The 18,399-nt window shown below is 52.6% G+C and carries 19 protein-coding genes; 4 read left to right on the forward strand and 15 right to left on the reverse strand.

From position 1 onward, the window contains the following. Window positions 1–3: 3 nt before the first annotated feature. Together B9L19_RS15855 and B9L19_RS15860 are read right to left on the reverse strand one after the other, a co-directional pair. Entirely contained in the window at window positions 4–795 is a 792-nt protein-coding gene (locus B9L19_RS15855; protein ID WP_025949129.1) for an ABC transporter permease, read from the reverse strand. Further along, window positions 788–1,792, reverse strand: coding sequence for an ABC transporter ATP-binding protein (locus B9L19_RS15860; protein ID WP_025949128.1), 1,005 nt, complete (start codon window positions 1,790–1,792; stop codon window positions 788–790). Before B9L19_RS15860 ends, B9L19_RS15855 begins: the two co-directional genes overlap by 8 nt. Before the next feature lie 321 nt (window positions 1,793–2,113). Here B9L19_RS15860 and B9L19_RS15865 point away from each other — a divergent pair, with 321 nt between their 5' ends. From B9L19_RS15865 to B9L19_RS15875, 3 genes are all read left to right on the forward strand, one after another. Next, entirely contained in the window at window positions 2,114–3,400 is a 1,287-nt protein-coding gene (locus tag B9L19_RS15865) for a glutamate-1-semialdehyde 2,1-aminomutase (RefSeq protein ID WP_025949127.1), read from the forward strand. Between the two features lie 273 nt (window positions 3,401–3,673). Continuing rightward, entirely contained in the window at window positions 3,674–4,702 is a 1,029-nt protein-coding gene (locus tag B9L19_RS15870; RefSeq protein WP_047752263.1) for a glutamate synthase, read from the forward strand. Window positions 4,703–4,818: 116 nt separating this feature from the next. Then, window positions 4,819–5,898, forward strand: coding sequence for an FUSC family protein (locus B9L19_RS15875; protein WP_047752254.1), 1,080 nt, complete (start codon window positions 4,819–4,821; stop codon window positions 5,896–5,898). A 13-nt stretch (window positions 5,899–5,911) separates the two neighbouring features. Here the strand turns inward: B9L19_RS15875 and nikC are convergent, their stop codons facing one another. The 9 genes from nikC to fabL form a co-directional block, all read right to left on the reverse strand. Further along, window positions 5,912–6,811, reverse strand: coding sequence for a nickel transporter permease (gene nikC / locus B9L19_RS15880; RefSeq protein WP_015373973.1), 900 nt, complete (start codon window positions 6,809–6,811; stop codon window positions 5,912–5,914). Between the two features lie 16 nt (window positions 6,812–6,827). After that, on the reverse strand, window positions 6,828–7,832 hold the full coding sequence (locus tag B9L19_RS15885; RefSeq protein ID WP_025949124.1) for an ABC transporter permease: 1,005 nt from the start codon (window positions 7,830–7,832) through the stop codon (window positions 6,828–6,830). Between the two features lie 70 nt (window positions 7,833–7,902). Beyond that, window positions 7,903–9,507 carry an ABC transporter substrate-binding protein gene (locus B9L19_RS15890; RefSeq protein ID WP_047752255.1) on the reverse strand — a complete coding sequence of 535 codons (1,605 nt, stop codon included), beginning with the start codon at window positions 9,505–9,507 and terminating at the stop codon, window positions 7,903–7,905. Next, window positions 9,504–10,526 (reverse strand): ABC transporter ATP-binding protein, encoded by a 1,023-nt coding sequence (locus B9L19_RS15895; protein WP_047752256.1) that lies wholly within the window; start codon window positions 10,524–10,526, stop codon window positions 9,504–9,506. The genes B9L19_RS15890 and B9L19_RS15895 overlap by 4 nt, the downstream gene beginning before the upstream one ends. Further along, the gene (locus B9L19_RS15900) at window positions 10,492–11,517 is read right to left on the reverse strand and encodes an ABC transporter ATP-binding protein (RefSeq protein ID WP_025949121.1); all 1,026 of its coding nucleotides are present in this window, start codon (window positions 11,515–11,517) and stop codon (window positions 10,492–10,494) included. Before B9L19_RS15900 ends, B9L19_RS15895 begins: the two co-directional genes overlap by 35 nt. Window positions 11,518–12,117: 600 nt before the next feature. Beyond that, a complete protein-coding gene (ntdP, locus tag B9L19_RS15905; protein WP_025949120.1) occupies window positions 12,118–12,651 on the reverse strand; it encodes a nucleoside tri-diphosphate phosphatase in 534 nt (177 codons plus the stop codon). A gap of 134 nt (window positions 12,652–12,785) precedes the next feature. Next, window positions 12,786–12,989, reverse strand: coding sequence for a YgaB family protein (locus tag B9L19_RS15910; protein WP_025949119.1), 204 nt, complete (start codon window positions 12,987–12,989; stop codon window positions 12,786–12,788). A 233-nt stretch (window positions 12,990–13,222) separates the two neighbouring features. Further along, window positions 13,223–13,414 (reverse strand): gamma-type small acid-soluble spore protein, encoded by a 192-nt coding sequence (locus tag B9L19_RS15915; protein WP_011229970.1) that lies wholly within the window; start codon window positions 13,412–13,414, stop codon window positions 13,223–13,225. Window positions 13,415–13,472: 58 nt separating this feature from the next. Further along, the gene (gene fabL / locus B9L19_RS15920; RefSeq protein WP_047752257.1) at window positions 13,473–14,222 is read right to left on the reverse strand and encodes an enoyl-[acyl-carrier-protein] reductase FabL; all 750 of its coding nucleotides are present in this window, start codon (window positions 14,220–14,222) and stop codon (window positions 13,473–13,475) included. Window positions 14,223–14,282: 60 nt separating this feature from the next. Here fabL and B9L19_RS15925 point away from each other — a divergent pair, with 60 nt between their 5' ends. Continuing rightward, window positions 14,283–14,507, forward strand: coding sequence for a hypothetical protein (locus B9L19_RS15925; RefSeq protein WP_011229968.1), 225 nt, complete (start codon window positions 14,283–14,285; stop codon window positions 14,505–14,507). On the opposite strand, the gene mutY is transcribed toward B9L19_RS15925, so the two are convergent. The 4 genes from mutY to B9L19_RS15945 all read right to left on the reverse strand — a co-directional run bounded on the left by mutY (window position 14,504) and on the right by B9L19_RS15945 (window position 18,392). Continuing rightward, entirely contained in the window at window positions 14,504–15,604 is a 1,101-nt protein-coding gene (gene mutY, locus B9L19_RS15930) for an A/G-specific adenine glycosylase (protein ID WP_025949117.1), read from the reverse strand. The genes B9L19_RS15925 and mutY overlap by 4 nt on opposite strands. 105 nt (window positions 15,605–15,709) lie before the next feature. Beyond that, the gene (locus tag B9L19_RS15935; RefSeq protein ID WP_047752258.1) at window positions 15,710–16,975 is read right to left on the reverse strand and encodes an L-lactate MFS transporter; all 1,266 of its coding nucleotides are present in this window, start codon (window positions 16,973–16,975) and stop codon (window positions 15,710–15,712) included. A gap of 16 nt (window positions 16,976–16,991) precedes the next feature. Further along, the gene (gene fdhD, locus B9L19_RS15940; RefSeq protein WP_025949115.1) at window positions 16,992–17,783 is read right to left on the reverse strand and encodes a formate dehydrogenase accessory sulfurtransferase FdhD; all 792 of its coding nucleotides are present in this window, start codon (window positions 17,781–17,783) and stop codon (window positions 16,992–16,994) included. A 261-nt stretch (window positions 17,784–18,044) separates the two neighbouring features. Continuing rightward, a complete protein-coding gene (locus tag B9L19_RS15945; protein ID WP_025949114.1) occupies window positions 18,045–18,392 on the reverse strand; it encodes a Na-translocating system protein MpsC family protein in 348 nt (115 codons plus the stop codon). Between the last annotated feature and the right edge of the window lie 7 nt (window positions 18,393–18,399).

The following is an 18,399-nucleotide window of genomic DNA, read 5'->3' on the forward strand; positions in this document are numbered from 1 at the left end:
TGTCTACCCCCCTTGCACAACAAGCCGTTTTTTCGCCACCCGCCATAGCAGCGCGATCGGAAACCATAACAGCACGCACCACGCCGCCTGCGTGAACAATCCATCGCTTACAGCGGCGCCTTGGAAGCTTTCCGTAATGATCATGCTTGGAATATAGCTAATGGCTTGAAATGGCATATACGCCATGAGCTGCTGCGCCCAATCCGGGTAAAACGACAAAGGCAAAATAAGACCGGAAAATAGATCGATAATAAACCGCTTCGCCCTAAGCAACCCTTCATTTCGGAACGTAAAGAACGTCACAACCCCCGCAAGCAAGTTCAGCTCCGAAAAAATGATAAAGCTAAATAGAAGCGACAAGCCGAAAGACAGCCACGTTTTGGCGTGTCCCGGAAACTGAAGCGGCAAAAAAAGCGATACGAAAAAAAGCCCAGGCAGCGATAAAAAGAAAAGGCGAAACAACCCTTCGCCAAGCCCTTGCACAGCTTTCATCCCTAAATAGCTGTACGGGCGGATGAGTTCGACCGCCACTTTTCCATCGCGGATTTCCATGGCGATTTCACGGTCAAGATTATTAAAATAAAACGCCCGCGCCAGCCACGAAATGGCGACATACGTCGTCATTTGCCCAAGCGACATCCCTTGCATCGATGATTTACCGCCATAAATGGCTGACCAAAGAAAGTAATACGCTGCGATGTTAATGGCGTAAATCAAAATGCCAGTGTAATAGTTTGTCCGGTAGGCGAGCATCATTAAAAAGCGGATGCGGACCATTTCCATATACTTATCCACGGACAGCACCTTCTTCATAAATGTTGCGGACGATTTCTTCCGTCGGCACTTCATGAATGCGAATGTCTTGCAGCGCACAACGGGCAGCCACGCGACTGACCACTTCCGGCACGCCTCCTGATGGGACGTGCGAGACCCAAACGTTTGGCTGTTCACCTTTTTTCCAAACAACCTCCAACCCTTCAGTCAACTGCTGCAAAAAAGCGGACGTCACCGCTTCGGCGAACGTAAAGGCGACCCGTTTTCCTTGGCCCCATCTTTCTTTCAGGCGCTCAAGCGACCCGTCGTAAATGATTTTCCCTTCATCGAGCATAATGACCCGTTCGCAAAGCGCTTCAATGTCTGACATGTCGTGCGTCGTCAGCAGAATCGTCGTGCCATACCGTTCATTCAATTGCTTTAAAAACTGGCGGATGTTGAGTTTGACAAGCACATCAAGGCCGATCGTCGGTTCATCCAAAAACAACAGCGGCGGGTTGTGAATGAGCGCGGCGGCAAGCTCACAGCGCATCCGCTGGCCAAGCGACAGCTTGCGCACCGGTTTATCAAGCAGCGGGCCGATCTCAAGCATGTCAATCACCTCGCCCATATGGCGGCGATATTGCTCGTCTGAGACGCGGTACACTTTTTTCAACAAGCGAAACGATTCTTGAACAGCGATGTCCCACCATAATTGCGAACGCTGGCCGAACACGACGCCGATCGTGCGCACGAATTTTTCCCGTTCTTTATGCGGATTCATTCCGTTGACGACAATGCGCCCAGACGTTGGGGTTAAAATGCCGGTCAACATCTTGATCGTCGTCGATTTGCCGGCGCCGTTTTCGCCGATATAGCCGACGATTTCCCCTTGCTTAACAGCAAACGAAATGTCATCAACCGCTCGAACGAGCGTATAACGGCGCGTCCATAAATCGCGAAACGCTCCGACAAGGCCGGAGCGGCTTTTGTGCACTTTAAATTCTTTGCGCAAATGTTCTACTTCAATCGCGTTCATCATTTTCCTCCTGGCCTCTCCTTGGCGTCAATTGAAAAAGGCGGCATGCGCCCTTCTCCTATGTTGCATTATACATGAATCGCCGCCATTTGCATCTTTTTTGTTTTCCAGTCTGTTGACGCCATTGCGCCAGCCGCCGCCCTGCGTTCATCTTCCATCAACGCCCACTCGCCGATCGACCGTCGTCAATTGACGGAAACAAACGATTTCTTGCCGGATTTTTTCAGCCGGCACTCCCTTACACCTACTACAGCATTGAAGTTTGATTCTCATCGGTTTACTATAGAAAGAGGCAGTCAACGGAAACAGGAGGATCAAGCCATGCAGTGGACCAAATCAGAACAATTATATGAAGAAGCGCTCCAGCACATTGTTGGTGGAGTGAACAGCCCGTCCCGCTCATACAAAGCGGTCGGCGGCGGTGCGCCAGTCGTGATGGAGCGGGCGCAAGGAGCCTACTTTTGGGATGTGGATGGAAACAAGTACATCGACTACTTGGCCGCCTACGGACCGATCATCGCCGGGCACGCCCATCCACACATCGCGGAAGCCATCCGCTGCGCCGCCGAGACCGGTGTGTTGTACGGCACGCCAACGCCGCATGAGATCACGTTTGCCAAAATGTTAAAAGAGGCGATCCCGTCGCTCGAGAAAGTGCGGTTTGTCAACTCGGGAACGGAGGCGGTGATGACCACGATCCGCGTCGCCCGCGCCTACACCGGACGAAGCAAAATCGTCAAATTCGAAGGCTGCTACCATGGCCATTCGGATCTTGTGCTCGTCGCCGCCGGCTCGGGCCCATCGACGTTGGGGACGCCGGACTCAGCCGGCGTGCCGCCGAGCATCGCCCAAGAAGTCATTACCGTGCCATACAACGATGTCGAATCGTTCCGCGAAGCGATGAACGTTTGGGGCGAGCAAGTCGCAGCGGTCCTCGTCGAGCCGATCGTCGGCAACTTCGGCATCGTCCTGCCAAAACCGGGCTTTTTAGAAGCGATCAATGAGATTGCTCACAAGGAAGGGGCGCTCGTCATTTACGACGAAGTGATCACCGCCTTCCGCTTTATGTACGGCGGAGCGCAAAACTTGCTCGGTGTGGAGCCCGACTTGACAGCGATGGGGAAAATCATCGGCGGGGGCTTGCCGATCGGGGCATATGGCGGACGCCAAGACATTATGGAACAAGTCGCTCCGCTCGGACCAGCGTACCAGGCCGGGACGATGGCCGGCAACCCGGCGTCGATGCTTGCGGGCATCGCTTGCCTTGAAGTGTTGAAACAAGAGGGAGTCTATGAGCATCTCGACCAATTGGGAGCCATGCTGGAAGAGGGCATCCTTGCCCATGCTCGCCAATGCGGCCTGCCGGTGACTGTCAACCGCTTAAAAGGCGCGCTCACCGTCTTCTTCACTGACGAAAAAGTAGAAAACTACAAGCAAGCCCAACAAAGCGACGGCGAGATGTTCGCCAAGTTTTTCAAACTGATGTTAAAACAAGGAATCAATCTCGCGCCATCGAAATACGAAGCATGGTTTATCACCCTCGCCCATACGGAAGACGATATCGCCTATACGATCGACGCGGTCGGCAAGGCGTTCCGGCAGCTATAATCGCTTACGCCTCCGTCACCCTCATCCAACATCGCCCGCGTCAGACGGGCGATGTTTTGTTTTCGCTGCACTTGTTGACAATTTTGTGAACAACGCAGGAGAACGGGAAAGGGTCATTGATTTCCACCTGCCTGCATGGTATGATAAACACCAAATTCTGAAAATTAAGACTCGCATTTTTCATCCAGCAAGCAGTGGAGGAGGTGACCGGCGCCGAGGGGAGAACGCCCTCCCGACCGCGCCTAAGTATATATGGAGCAACGTACATATCGTTTGGCAAACGAAGCGAACCAGCGCGGCGCCCTGTTGTTGGCGGCCGTGGAAAAGCGGAACATCCCGACCAACGAACATGTCCAAGCTGTCCTTCAGACGCTTGCCCAATGGGGCGCAAAAGGAAACGCTGCGATTCAGCTGGACATCCCGCGCAAACTATGGATGGAAAAACTGGCTAATGCCGGACAAAATCCAGAAATTGCAACAAACAGCTATTTCACCGTCGGCCATATACACATTGCGCCTTCCGCTGACGCGGAGCGGATTCGGGCGCACCTTCGCCAATTGTGCAAACAGTTTGGCTTCATTCTTCTGTTCGAAACCATCCGGCCATCCGCAGATGAAAGCGCCTTGTTTTGGCAAATCGCCATGCTGCCAGGCGATGTATTTTCGTTATCCGACCGCTTGTTTCGGCTGACGGCCGCTATGGAACGCGAGCCGCACGTCCGCGTTGCTTCGCTCGGCCACACTCATGTTGTCTATCAAGCAGATACGCTGGCTGATTTGTTGCGCGAACCGGATGTATCCCATCCGTTTCTCGCCTCAGCCGCCGCGTTCGCCTATGTCGGGCAAGCAGACGCCTCCCTTTGCCATCACCGGCTCGGTTCAGCCGGCATGCTTGTCCATTGCGGGGAAATGTCTGTTGGTGCTGTGGAGGCGCTCATTTACGACCACGGTTACAGCCTGCTCGAGGCAGCCGGAGTTGCTTTTTGGCCCGACGCGGCCAAACAACACAGCTTTCAGCCGCTCGGACAAATGCCGGCATGTTTTGTCGCCAGCTTCGAACAAGAAGCTGTATGGGTCGCCGGAACAGCCGGAGCGCTTTGGAAAACGGACGATTCCTCTCGTGTGTTCATCGCCTCTCATCCGCAGGGCGGCCATGCCGAACCGCTCGCTCCCGGCCAGCCGCTGGCGCTCATCCATTCCACAGCGGGGCGAAACCAATGGCTGAATGGCGACCATTTCCGCCAAGAGATGGCAATCCGCCTCTCCAACCGACGCGACGCACATGCTCCGATCTCCTTTTGATCCTTCACGCCCTGTCGATTTCGGCGGGGCGTTATATTTTTTCCTTGCGCACATAGGATGAAACTGTGTATAGTACTGAATGGTCCACCAAAACAAAAAGGAGAGTTTTGATATAGATGAAACTCGGTGCCCGCATTTTCAAAACGGGGATCGCAGTGGCGCTCGCCTTGTTCTTAGCAACGCTCTTTCAGTTTCCATCGCCGTCATTCGCCGGCATTTCCGCTGTGTTCGCCATGCAGCCGACCATTTACCGCTCCTATTTATCGCTGATCGAGCAAGTGCAAGCGAATGTGATCGGCGCCTTGTTCGCCATTGCCGCTGTCCTTATCCTTGGACGCGATCCGTTGATCGTCGGTTTGACGCTGATGCTCGTCATCGCCCTTTGCCTAAAAATGCGCCTTGAATCATCGACGATTTCCGTAGCGCTTGTCACCGTCATTGCCATTATGGAATATACAGACCGCCAGTTCATTGAATTTGCGGCCATTCGCTTTTTCACGATGATGCTCGGTATTTTCGCTGCCTTTGTCGTCAACTTGATTTTCTTGCCGCCAAAATACGAAAAAAAGGTATATGAAAAAATCAGCGAAGAAACAGAGGCCATTTTAAAATGGATCCGCCTGCATAAACAGCAGGCAGCCAACCATCACCATTTGAAGGAAGAAATTGAAACACGACACGAAGAAATGACCAAACTCGAGCATCTATATTTTATGTACAAAGAAGAACGCACGTATTTTCGACGCCAACGCTTTCAAAAATCTCGCAAACTCGTGTTGTACCGGCAAATGATAGCAGCGGCCGATCGGGCTTTATCTGTCTTAAAATGGCTGCACCGGCTCGAAAACGAGTTCAGCCGCTTGCCCGCCGAGCTTCGTCAAGCCATCTGCCTGCATCTTGGCTGCTTGCTTGACTACCATGAGCAACTGTTGCTGAAATTTATCCATAAGGCAAAGCCGCTCCCTCACAGCAGACGGGCCGAGGAAATTCATCATCAGCGCGAGCAGCTCACTTCCGCCTTTTATGCGGACGGCCAACCGCCGGGCGATTATCGGTTGTTTTCTTTAATCGGAGCGATCATGGATTATGGGGATCGCCTTGAACATTTAGATAAACTGATTGACAGTTACCATCACTACCATTACGATGAAACGCTGGAAAAAGAGCTGGAAAAGTCAGCAGGCGGCCGCTCGTAGCGGACCGCCTGTCTCAATTTTTCATCCGTGGGTCAAGCGCATCGCGCAACCCGTCGCCCATTAAGTTAAAGCCAAGCACCGTCAGCATGATCGCCAATCCAGGGAAAATCATCGTCCACGGCGCCTGAGTCAAGAAATCTTTGGCGTCCGATAGCATTTTCCCCCACTCCGGATTGGGCGGCTGCGCCCCCAAGCCTAAAAAGCCCAGTGCGGCCGCTTCGATAATGGCCGTGGCGATCGCCAGTGTCCCTTGAACGATGATCGGCGCGAGGCTGTTGGGCAAAATATGATGGAATAAAATGCGCCAGTCGCTCATGCCGATCGCTTTCGCTGCCATAATGTATTCTTCTTGCTTAATGCTTAGCACGCGAGAACGGATGAGCCGCCCAAAGTTCGGTACATTAATGACCGCAATGGCGATGAGGGCGTTTTGCAAAGAAGGCCCGAGCACAGCAACGATGCCGATCGCCAATAAAATGCTCGGAAACGCCAGCATAATGTCAAACAAACGCGAAATCACCCCATCAATCCAGCGCCCATAGTAGCCGGCGATAATGCCAAGCAGCGAACCAACCACGACCGAGCCGAGCACGGAAAAAAATCCGACCCACAGGGAAATGCGGGCTCCATATATCACGCGGGAAAAAATGTCGCGGCCGAAATCATCGGTGCCGAACCAATGCTCCCCAGAAGGCGGCTGCAGCCGCTCGGCCAATTGCTGTTCCTTGTAATCATACGGCGCCAGCCACGGCGCCAAGAGGGCGACAATGATGAAAAATAAAACGATCCCAGCGCCGACCAAGGCGATTTTATTTTTTCGAAATCGCCGCCATGCTTCTTTCCATAAAGAAACGGATTCCGTCTCCCCCATTGCCGCTGGCGGTGTTGCCGGCGTGCGTGCTAGTTCAGCCATAGGCGCCCTCCCCCTCTTAATTGTACTTAATGCGCGGATCAATGATCGCATACAGCAAATCCACGATTAAATTAATGAAAATAAAAATAGTGGCAATGATCAAAATGCCTGATTGGATCACCGGATAATCCCGATACCCGATTGCATCATAAATATAGCGTCCGATGCCGGGCCAGCTGAAAATCGTTTCCGTCAAAATCGCTCCTCCGAGCAGCAGCCCTGTTTGCAGCCCAATGACCGTCAACACGGGAATAATGGCGTTTTTTAATGAATGCTTGTACACGACCCAAAACATGCTTAACCCTTTCGCGCGAGCGGTGCGAATGTAGTCCGATTTCATCACTTCCAACATGCTTGAGCGCGTCATGCGGGCGATAATCGCCATTGGGATCGTCGCCAGCGCCATGCTCGGCAAGACAAGATGCTGCACCACTTGCCAAAACTGATCGGTGTTCCCCGACAGAAGGGTATCGACGAGATAAAGATGGGTGATCGGTTCAATCGGGTTGCGCACGTCTTCCCGTCCTGATGTCGGAAGCCAATCGAGCTGGATGGAAAACAGCCATTGCTCCATTAAGCCAAGCCAAAAGATCGGCATCGACACTCCAATGAGAGCCAACACCATCGCAATATAATCAAACCATGAATTTTGAAACCAAGCGCTAATAATGCCGGCGTTCACGCCAATGATCACCGCAATCAGCATCGCCGCCAGCGACAGTTCAATCGTGGCCGCTAAATACGGCCAAATTTCTTCGGCGATGGGGGCACCGGTGCGGATCGACTCGCCTAAGTCACCGTGCAGCAAACCGCCGATGTATTTGACATACTGCACATACCACGGCTGATCCAACCCCAGCTTATGGGTCAAAGCCGCTACAGCCTCTTTCGTCGCTTTTTGCCCTAAAATGACTTGCGCCGGGTTGCCTGGAATGGCTCGGATCATAAAAAAGACGACAAGCGACATGCCAAACAACACCGGGATCACCATCAGCACCCTTCTCACAACATACGACAGCACCTGACTCTCCCTCCCTTAACATGCGGCAAACAAAGAGGGGAAGATGCGCTCCTTCCCCTCTCTCAGTCGATTATCGAAACTCGACTTTCGTAAACTTATCCGAACCGGTCGGGTGTGGGTGAAAGCCTTGGATATTCGCCTTGCCAGCCAACAGTGGAGTGGAATGGACGAGCGGAATCCATGGCGCTTCTTCTTTAATGATCTCTTGCGCTTTTTTATACAGCTCGTTCCGTTTGTTTTCATCGCTCACCGTTTGCGCTTCGACCAAAATGTCATGCAGCTCATCATTCGAGAAATAGGTGTAGTTGTTGCTGCCAATGCTGTCTTTGTCAAGGAGCGCATACAAGAAGTTATCCGCGTCGCCGTTGTCGCCCGTCCAGCCGAGCAGGAAGGCGTCCGCTTCCCCTTTAGCGAGCTTGTCTAAATAGGTCGCCCATTCATACGTTACGATTTTCGCTTTCACGCCGATTTTGGCAAAATTCGCTTGAATGGCCTCAGCGATTTTTTGACCGTCCGGCATATACGGACGCGGCACCGGCATCGCCCACAGTTCGATTTCAAAGCCATTCGGATAACCCGCTTTCGCCAGCAGCTCTTTCGCTTTATTCAAATCAAACGGATAGTCTTGAATCGCATCGTTGTATCCCGGGATGCTCGGCGGCATCGGGTTTTTCGCCGGTTCCGCCTGGCCGGCGTAAAACGCATCGATGATCGCTTTCTTGTCAACCGCGTAGTTCAACGCTTGGCGAACCAACTTGTTTTTCAGCGGCCCTCTCGTCGCCGTCAGTCCGACATAGGCGACGTTCATCGACGGTCGCTTGAAAATTTGAAACTCTTTGTTTCCTTCCACTTGTTTTAAGTCCGTCGGATTCAAGTCTTCCATGATGTCGATTTCGCCTTTTAAGAGCGCATTGAGACGCGCCGAGTTGTCCGGAATGGACACGAAGATGAGCTGGTTCAGCTTTGGATAGCCTTTTTCCCAATAGTCTTTATTTTTTTCAAGCACGATCCGTTCGTTCCGCTTCCATTCTTTAAAGACGAACGGGCCGGTCCCGACTGGGTGTTCGCCAAACTTGTCGCCGTATTTTTTCACGGCTTCTGGGCTGGCGATGGCAAACGGCGTCATGGCGAGATTTTTCAAAAATGGAGCTTGCGGCCGTTTCAGCACAAATTGCACCGTGTACTTGTCAAGCGCCTTTACTTCTTTAATCACATGGCTGTCATCCTGCTTGTAACCGCCAAACATCGATCCGTAATACGGAAACTTGTCGGCATTGCCGTTCGCCCAACGCTCGAAGTTAAAGACCACTGCATCGGCGTTAAACTCTGTCCCGTCATGAAACTTGACACCTTGGCGCAGTTTGAACGTATACGTCAATCCATCGTTTGAAATCGTCCATTCCGTCGCTAGGGCCGGTTTGATGGACGTATCGTTGTCATTGTAGTCCAGCAGTGTGTCAAAAATGTTTTTCGTCACCTTCAGCGATTCACCATCGGTCACAGTCGCCGGGTCGAGCGACACGGAGTCGCCGCCGCGCCCGTACACGAGCGTGTCTTGGGTCGACGACTTGTCGCCTCCGCCCCCTGCGGTTTGTTTCGACTTGCCGCAGCCGGCAAGAACAAGCATCACAGCCAGCATCAGAGCAAGCCATGTGAACCATGTTTTTCTCTTCATTCCATTTCCCCCCTGTGTTCCATTTGTTTATCATCACGCTGCTCGCCTGTTGGCTCGTATAAATGGCAAGCAACGTAATGCCCATCGGCCACTTCTCGCCACTCCGGACGCCGCTCGCGGCAAATGTCCATGCAGAATGCACAACGCGTATGGAAGGCGCATCCTTGCGGCGGATTCGCTGGGCTCGGCAAATCGCCGGAGAGCAACTGTCGTTCTGTTTTATGATCAGGATCTGGAATCGGCACAGCGGACAAAAGCGCCTGCGTATACGGATGCTTCGGCGATTCATACAACGATTCGCTGTCCGCCAATTCGACCATTCGCCCCAAATACATGACGCCGACCCGGTCGCTGATATGGCGAACGACCCCTAAATCATGGGAAATGAAAATATATGTAAGCCCAAACTGCTTTTGCAAATCTTCGAGCAAATTGAGCACTTGCGCCTGAATCGAGACATCAAGCGCCGACACCGGTTCATCGGCGATGATCAGTTTCGGACGGGTCATCAGCGCCCTTGCAATGCCGATGCGCTGGCGCTGGCCGCCGCTGAACTGATGTGGATAGCGCTTGGCATGATACAAACCGAGTCCGACCACCTCAAGCATCTCCCGCACCCGCCGCTTCCGTTCCTCTTTTGATCCAATGCCGTGGACAATAAGCGGCTCTTCCAAAATTTTTTCGACTGTATGGCGCGGGTTCAGCGAAGCGAACGGGTCTTGGAAAATCATTTGCATATCGCGCCGCAACCGACGCAGCTCCACTTTGGATAAAGCGGTTACATTCTTCCCTTCAAATAGAATCAAACCGTCTGTCGGCTCAATGAGGCGCAGCAGCATTCGGCCCGTCGTCGACTTGCCGCAGCCCGACTCACCGACAATGCCAAGCGTCTCACCGCGGTACACGGTGAATGTCACATCATCGACCGCTTTGACCGTCCCAATTTGTTTGCCAAAAACGCCCCCGGTAATGGGAAAGTATTTTTTAAGCCCTTTCGCTTCGAGCAGCGGCTCGCTCATCAACTAGCCCCTCCCTCTCTAACGCCAAAAAGCAACGGGCGCGATGGCCTTGTTCACTCGTTTCGTACAATAGCGGATCTTCGTGGCGGCAGCGGTCAACGACCCATTCACACCGATCAGCAAACCGGCAGCCGCGGCGGATCGCCCCAGGTTTTGGCACTTGACCCGGAATGGAATAAAGCCGCTCCTTTTTGCCGCGGATATCCGGGATCGAGCGGATCAGGCCGATGGTGTATGGATGCTTCGGATTGCGGAAAATGTCCCGAACGCTTCCTTCTTCCACGATTTGGCCAGCGTACATGACAATGACGCGATCGCATAGTTCAGCGACAACTCCTAAATCATGGGTGATCATCATCACCGCTGTGCCGAACGTCTGGTTCAATTGTTTCATCAACGCCAAAATTTGCGCCTGAATGGTCACATCAAGCGCCGTCGTCGGCTCGTCCGCGATCAAAAGCGCCGGGCGGCACAACATCGCCATCGCAATCATCACCCTCTGGCGCATGCCGCCAGACAGCTGATGCGGATATTCGTCCAACAGTTGCGCAGCGCGCGGCAGCCCAACGAGTTTCAACATCTCCGCTGCCCGCGCTCGCGCTTCTTTTTTTCCTATTTTCGTATGTATGCGAATCGCCTCAACCAACTGGTTGCCAATCGTAAACAGCGGATTCAAGGAAGTCATCGGCTCTTGAAAAATCATGGCAATCTCATTGCCGCGGATTTGCTTCATCCGCCGCTCGGAGGCTTCGACTAGATTCTCCCCTTTAAACAAAATCTCGCCGCCAACCACCTTGCCGATTCCTTTTGGCAACAACCCCATAATAGACAATGACGTCACACTTTTCCCACACCCGGACTCCCCGACAATGCCGAGCACTTCGCCTTCACGAATGAAAAAATCTACACCATCGACCGCCGGGATCTCCCCATCATCCGTAAAGAAAGATGTCCGAAGTCCATGCACTTCCAATAAAACCTTCTCCCCCATCACGCTCCCCTTCTCTCATTCGATTTTGATGAAACTTTTGCTCTCTGAATAAAATTATGCCATGTATTGTTTTCTAACACAATATAATATTATAAAAAATTAAAATTATCGAAAAAGCGAAAACAATAAAACAACGAGGGGATGAAACAATCCCTCGTTGACCTTATTTGTTGTAAAGATGCAAGCACCTTGAGCGGCCGTTTTCACGCCGAACCGATTGCCAAAATAGTGCACGGAGATTTTTTATCATAATTTCTAATGTTTCATTCCATTTTTGCCCCCAAATCAACTGATCACCCCTGCTTGACCGTCACCATTCCTCATGCATGCGGGAAAAAGCAGAAAAACTGCCGACTTGCGAACAGGATTTTTCATGTCGCTATTTCTCACCTCTAATCGAGACCCCTGCTTTTAAGCATAAGCGTTAGCAAGGCAGCCCAACCGTGGGACGCACGAGAATGGCTTGGCTGACAACCTGCCGTAGGGCGGGTGCTCCCGACAATCCCCCGCCTCACCATCAGCTCTTCAGGCGTGCCGCTTTCGACAAAAATGCAGAAAAACCTTCCATCGATGCCGAACAGGCTTTTTTCATGCCGCTATTTACGTTTGGTGCGCCTGAAACACTCCATACCATTTGTCGATGAACTCGGGCGCAAACGGCCCTTTCCGCTCCTTAATCCAGCCGATCAGTTTTTGAACGTTGTTTTTTAAAATGCGGTCGATCACATCGGGATAGTGCATTTCGCGGCGATGCCGCTCATACTCATCTTCATCCAGCAGCATGTACGTCATATCGGGAAACACTTTCATATCCAAATCATAATCGATGTACTTCAGCGCTTCTTCATCCCATACGAACGGCGAGCTTAAATTGCAATAGTAGTACACCCCGTCCTCACGAATCATGGCGATAATGTTAAACCAATGCTTAGCATGAAAAAAACAAATCGCCGGTTCGCGCGTCACCCACGTCCGGCCGTCCGCTTCCATGACGAGTGTTTTGTTATTGCCGCCGATCACATACGATGGCGTCCCTTTTAATACGACCGTTTCCTTCCAAATCCGGTGAATCATCCCATTATGTTTGTAGCTATGGATTTGAATGATTTTCCCTTCCCGAGGGTAAGCTGGCATCATTCTTCCCTACTTTCCGATGGGAGCTTCTTCGTTATATTATACCCTGTTCCTTTTGCAAAAGGAAAGAAAAGCAGGCCGCCTTACTGAGGAAAAGGCAACTGGCGCGTTGGCTCAAAGACGCAGCCTGTCCGTCAGACACCGGATGCCATCTGCCCTAAAAATGCGCGGCGGATGGCTTCCACCTCCCGTTTCATTTGCCGCACTTCCTCGCGCAAGGCGGCGGTCGGCGCTTCACGTTCAAGTTCATCCAACTGGCGGGTGATCTCCTCGCAACGCTCCATCTCCTGTTGCAAAAACAGCGCCTCGTCGCCTACATTCGTCCATGCGTGCTCCATCGCCCTTCCGTTCTCCCTTCCCCTTTGTCGTGTGATTTCCTTTCATCATTTCGCGTCCGCACCCATAAATCCCTTTCACTAATCTTGTAAAGAGATGACAGCTTTTGTCGACAAAAAAAGCAGAGGCGTATTGCCCCTGCTTTTGCCTTCCATCTTCGGCCTATCGCCTGTGCTCTTGCAGCAACATACGCCGTCGTCACAACCGCCAGGCGTCAGCCATGGATGATCATTGGTTATTGATTGACATTTTGCGCTTTGCGGGCTTCCGCTTGCGCATTTTGTTGTTTTACGTGTTGCACATTCGTCTCAGCCGCAAATTCCGTCGCAAACTGGCCAGCTTGAGCGGCTTGAGCCGATTGGGCATTTTGTTGTCTTACTTCTTGAATGTTTGTGCCAGCTGCTGTTTTGTTCGGTTGTTTGGCCATTGTTCTCACCTCCACGTGCTTTACTATGCCCCGGGGGTGATCGTTCTATCCGCTGACGTTACAAAAGTAAAGATCTTCCACCATCGACAATGATCGTCTGCCCGCGAATCATCTCGGCGGCATCCGAGAGCAAAAACAAAACCGCGTTGACGATATCATCGGGTTTGATCGGGCGGCCAGCCGGCGTGTTCGCAGCCGCGTCGGCGAGCAACTCTTCACGGTTCGGGAAGTGCTTCAGCGCATCTGTATCGACCGCCCCGCCGGAGACAGCGTTGACGGCGATGTTTTTCGGCGCCAGCTCGACAGCCAAGTAGCGGGTCAGCGCTTCAAGTGCGGCCTTCGAGACTCCGACCGCCGTATAGTTTTCCAAATAGCGGATCGACCCGAGCGAGCTGATGCTGACAATTTTCCCGCCGCCGACCCGCTCCATTCTTTTGGCCGCTTCCTGGGCGCAAAACAAAAGCGCTTTGCTGTTGATGTTCATCGTCCAGTTCCAATGCGTTTCCTCAAGTTCCATCGCCGGGCGCAAGACGCCGGATGCGGCGTTGTTCACGAGCACGTCGACCCGCCCGAACACCTCATCGATTTGGGCAAACATGGCGTGAATTTTCTCAACGTCGCCGACGTTCGCTTTGACGACGAGCGCTTTTCTCCCGAGCGCTTCAATTTCGCGCGCCGTTTCTTCGGCGGCTGTTTTGCTGCGGGCGTAATTGACGACAATATCATATCCTTCCTTGGCCAGCCGCAAAGCGATCGCTTTGCCAATGCCGCGGCTGCTGCCGGTGACCACTGCTACTTTTCCGCTCATGTTTTTCACTCCTTATACATATAATATAGCCGAATTCCATAGATGAGGGAGGGGCTGCCTATGTACGTCGGCCGCGATATGACGGAGCTGTCGATGATTCCGAAAACGGAATGGACCGATGACGAACTCGCTTATTTTCATCATTCGTTCCAACAAATCGCTCCATATTTAAACGTTGAAGGGCAGACGATTCACCGCGAAATCATCGAGGAAATCGAAGCGCGCGGCGGCCTTGGGCGCCGTGAAGCAACGTATACACACGGCACAATGCCGGTGCCTGATTAATCGGGGCGGCGTACTCCACCCGCCCATTCTTTATATTCGCGCCAAACACGTTGATGGGACACCGGAAAGGCGTACGCCTTCAACTCGTCTTCCGGCGCAAGCCGGTAAGGCTCCTCGACCGGTCCGCCATGAACCAAGCGGCCGGGAAACACGGTCAACTGCCAGACTAAATGGGAAAACGCATGCTCAAACGAAACAATCGGTTCTGTAAGCTCCACTTGCAAACCGTATTGCCCCCCAACCATTTGCTCGAGCTTCTCTTTTCCATCTGCGCCGTCCGTTTCGCAGCTAGGGAACTCCCATAAGTTCGCAAGCAAACCGGTGCTGTCGCGCTTGCGAATGAGAATGCGGCCTTCATCATCGGCCAGCACCGCTACGGCGAGCGGCACTTGTTTGACCGCTGTTTTTTTCGTTTTCACCGGCAGCTCTTCCGCCACCCCTTCGGCGAACGCTTGGCAGTAGACTTGCACGGGACAAAGAAGGCACGACGGGCGGCGCGGTGTGCAAACAAGAGCGCCAAGCTCAATCAGCGCCTCGTTAAACGCTCCCGGGTTTTCGTACGCCATAATTTCGCGGACGATTTGTTCAAATCGTTTTTTCGTCGACGGTTTGGCAATATCGTCTGTCACGAGAAACAGACGCGACAAGACACGCATTACGTTGCCGTCAACAGCCGGCTCCGGGACCCCATAAGCGAGGCTCAACACCGCCCCGACCGTATACGGTCCGACTCCTTTCAGCCTAGAAAATTCATCTGGATCGTCCGGCACTTTGCCGCCATAGCGCGTTTTCACTTCTTTCACCGCCGCGTGCAAATGGCGCACGCGCGAGTAATAGCCGAGCCCTTCCCACGCCTTCAGCACCTCGTCCTCATCAGCGTCAGCAAGCGCCTCCAGCGTCGGAAACCGATCGATAAACTGTTCAAAATACGGAATGACCGTCTCGACGCGTGTCTGCTGCAGCATCACTTCCGACACCCATACTTTATATGGGTCGCGGTCTTTCCGCCACGGCAGGTCGCGGCGCTCGCGGGCAAACCAGTCAAGCAAATCGCGCTGAAACTCGCGCGCTGGAAATCGCTCTGTTTCTCTTGTCATGCAACGTTTCCCCCATGATGCCTATTATCCATATCCACCTTATTATATCAAAAAACCCCCGGCGTGGCTTGCCGCACGCCGAGGGGAAACGGAAGGAAATCGTTCTCAACTTTCCTTAGCCGCAGAAACATAGGCGATCGATTCATGTCGAGCACGCAATCGGCGAATATCCATGCGCACGAGCAACGAAATGATGAAAGCGATGACAAACAATCCGCCAAAAAAGGCCAAACTTCCTTCATAAGAACCGGTCGTGTCTTTAATATACGCGGCAAACATCGGTCCGACAAGGCCCGCTGCAGCCCAAGCGGTCAAAATATAACCATGGATGGCGCCGAGCTGCTTTGTGCCGAACAAATCGCCGATATACGCCGGGATGCAGGCGAATCCGCCGCCGTAGCACGTATACACAATCGTCAGCATCACCACAAACAGCCATTTGATGGACACGTTCGGCAACAGGAAGAAAATCACAATTTGCAAAACGAAAAACGCCGTATACGTATTCGGCCGTCCAATATAATCAGAAGCCGATGCCCAACCGATGCGCCCTAACCCATTGAACACCCCAATGGCGCCAACTAATGCCGCCGCGGCCGTTTGGCTGATGCCGATGCTTTCCACCGCCAGCGGTTTCGCCACCGCTAAAACGGCGATCCCGCACGTTACATTGATAAAGAGCATCAACCATAAATACCAAAACCGTCTTGTTTTGACCGCCTCGTTGGCCGTCAATTGCGCCAAATCAAGCGAAGGTTTGGCTTTTCCAGCCTTCACTTTCTCCTGAAATCCTTCCGGCAGCCATCCTTCCGGCGGTTTTTCTAAATAAAGAGAAGATAATGTCATAATGACAAAATACGTAATCCCTAAAATGAAAAACGTATTTTGGACGCCGACGGAGGCAATCAAACTGTTCATCACCGGGCTCGCGATCGCAGCGGCAAACCCGAACCCCATAATCGCCAGCCCTGTAGCCAACCCGCGCCGGTCTGGAAACCATTTGACAAGCGTTGACACCGGCGCAATATACCCGACGCCGAGCCCAATTCCTCCCAACACCCCGTAAAACAAATACAGCAAGTATTTCGAACCAAGCGCTACGGCCAAACCAGACCCCGTCACCCCAAGGCCAAAAAAGATGGCGGCCAATAGCCCGGATTTCCGCGGTCCGTGTTTTTCAACAAAATGGCCAAGGAACGCAGCGGACAATCCTAAAAACAAGATCGCAATGCTGAACGTGAGCGCCACTTCCTGGTCCGACCATCCAAACAATTGTTTTAACGGATTGGTAAAATTGCTCCACGCATAAACAGACCCAATCGAAATATGAATGCCGACGGCCGATAACGCAATGAGCCAACGGTTTTTCACAGCCTCTCCTCCCCTTTTACCCGATTATGATCCGGCTCTCATGCGTATACACGTTAAACGCCTGCCCGCGCAAAAAGCCAACGACGGTTATGCCGAGTTCATCCGCCAAATCTAAGGCCAGCGTCGTCGGCGCCGATTTCGAGAGCAGGACGCTCACTCCCATTTTCGCCGCCTTTAACAGCACTTCCGACGAGACGCGGCCGCTGAATACAATGAGCTTGTCTTTCACTGCAACTTGATGACGCAGGCAATAGCCATACAGCTTATCAAGCGCGTTGTGACGCCCGATGTCAGAACGAATTACGACCATCCCATCCGGTGTGGCGAGCGCGGCGTTGTGAAGACCGCCCGTCGCCGCAAAGTCCGTCGACCGCTCGTGCAGCGCTTCCATGAGGCGAATGCAGTCATCCGCCTTCACGACGATGCCGCCGACGATCGTTTTCGCCGTCTTCATGTCATTGTAAAAATAAAACTGCCGACTTTTTCCGCAACACGAGCCGATGAACCGCTTGGCATAAAACTGTTTGGCCGGCAGTCCGCCTGCGGCGAGTTCGACATAAGCAAAGCCCCGCTCACCATCAATGGTCATCCCTTTGATGTCGCTGCATGTCCGAATGGCTCCTTCCGAAGCCAAAAATCCGATGACCAATTCATTGAGATGCGCCGGCGTGCAAACGATCGTCGCAAACTCCTCGCCATTGACCGTTATGGTCAGCGGAAACTCGAGCGCGATCTCGTCCTCTTCCTCAACAAGGCGCCCGTTCCGATATTTCGCAATCGGCCGCCGTTTCGCCGCAAACCCGCTCACCTTGCCATTCCCCCTTTCCATGCAAAATAAAACCGCCGCCTTCCGGACAAGAGGACACACTCGCCCCCTGTCAGCGAAAAGCGGCGGTAGTTTGCGCCCAGCATGTCTGCAGCGAAACCAACGCACATCTGTTTCCGAAACCTGCCTGCCAAGCGGCAAAACCGTTTAGCCGGCAAGGCTTCCACTATTTTCATCGTGCTAACTATTCATAAGCATACCACGAACAGCAGCGAAAAACAATGGTTTCCGTTCACAAAATCGTCACAATTCAATCGGTTTTTCAAAAACGAAAACGGACACTGCCATATCTTCTTCCACTTTAATATCGCTGAATAAATAGAGCAGCTTTGAACCGACAAGCTCTTCCATGCCGTCCGGCACGTGCTGGGCGTACACATCTTGGATCATTTTCGTTCTCGCCGCATGCACCATCTCCCGTCCCTCCGGCGTGCGGGCGATAAATTTCTCCGTCGGCGTCAAATTGCCGTGCAAAATCGTAATCGCCAAATTGTCGACAAAATACGTTTTGATCCGCTCGGGCCCTTTCCCAAACAGTTGTTTGCGCACTTTGCGCACAATATCGTTGAAAGCGGCTTCTTTTTTAGACATTCTCACC

The sequence above is a fragment of the Geobacillus thermocatenulatus genome (assembly GCF_002217655.1).
Classification (GTDB): domain Bacteria; phylum Bacillota; class Bacilli; order Bacillales; family Anoxybacillaceae; genus Geobacillus; species Geobacillus thermocatenulatus.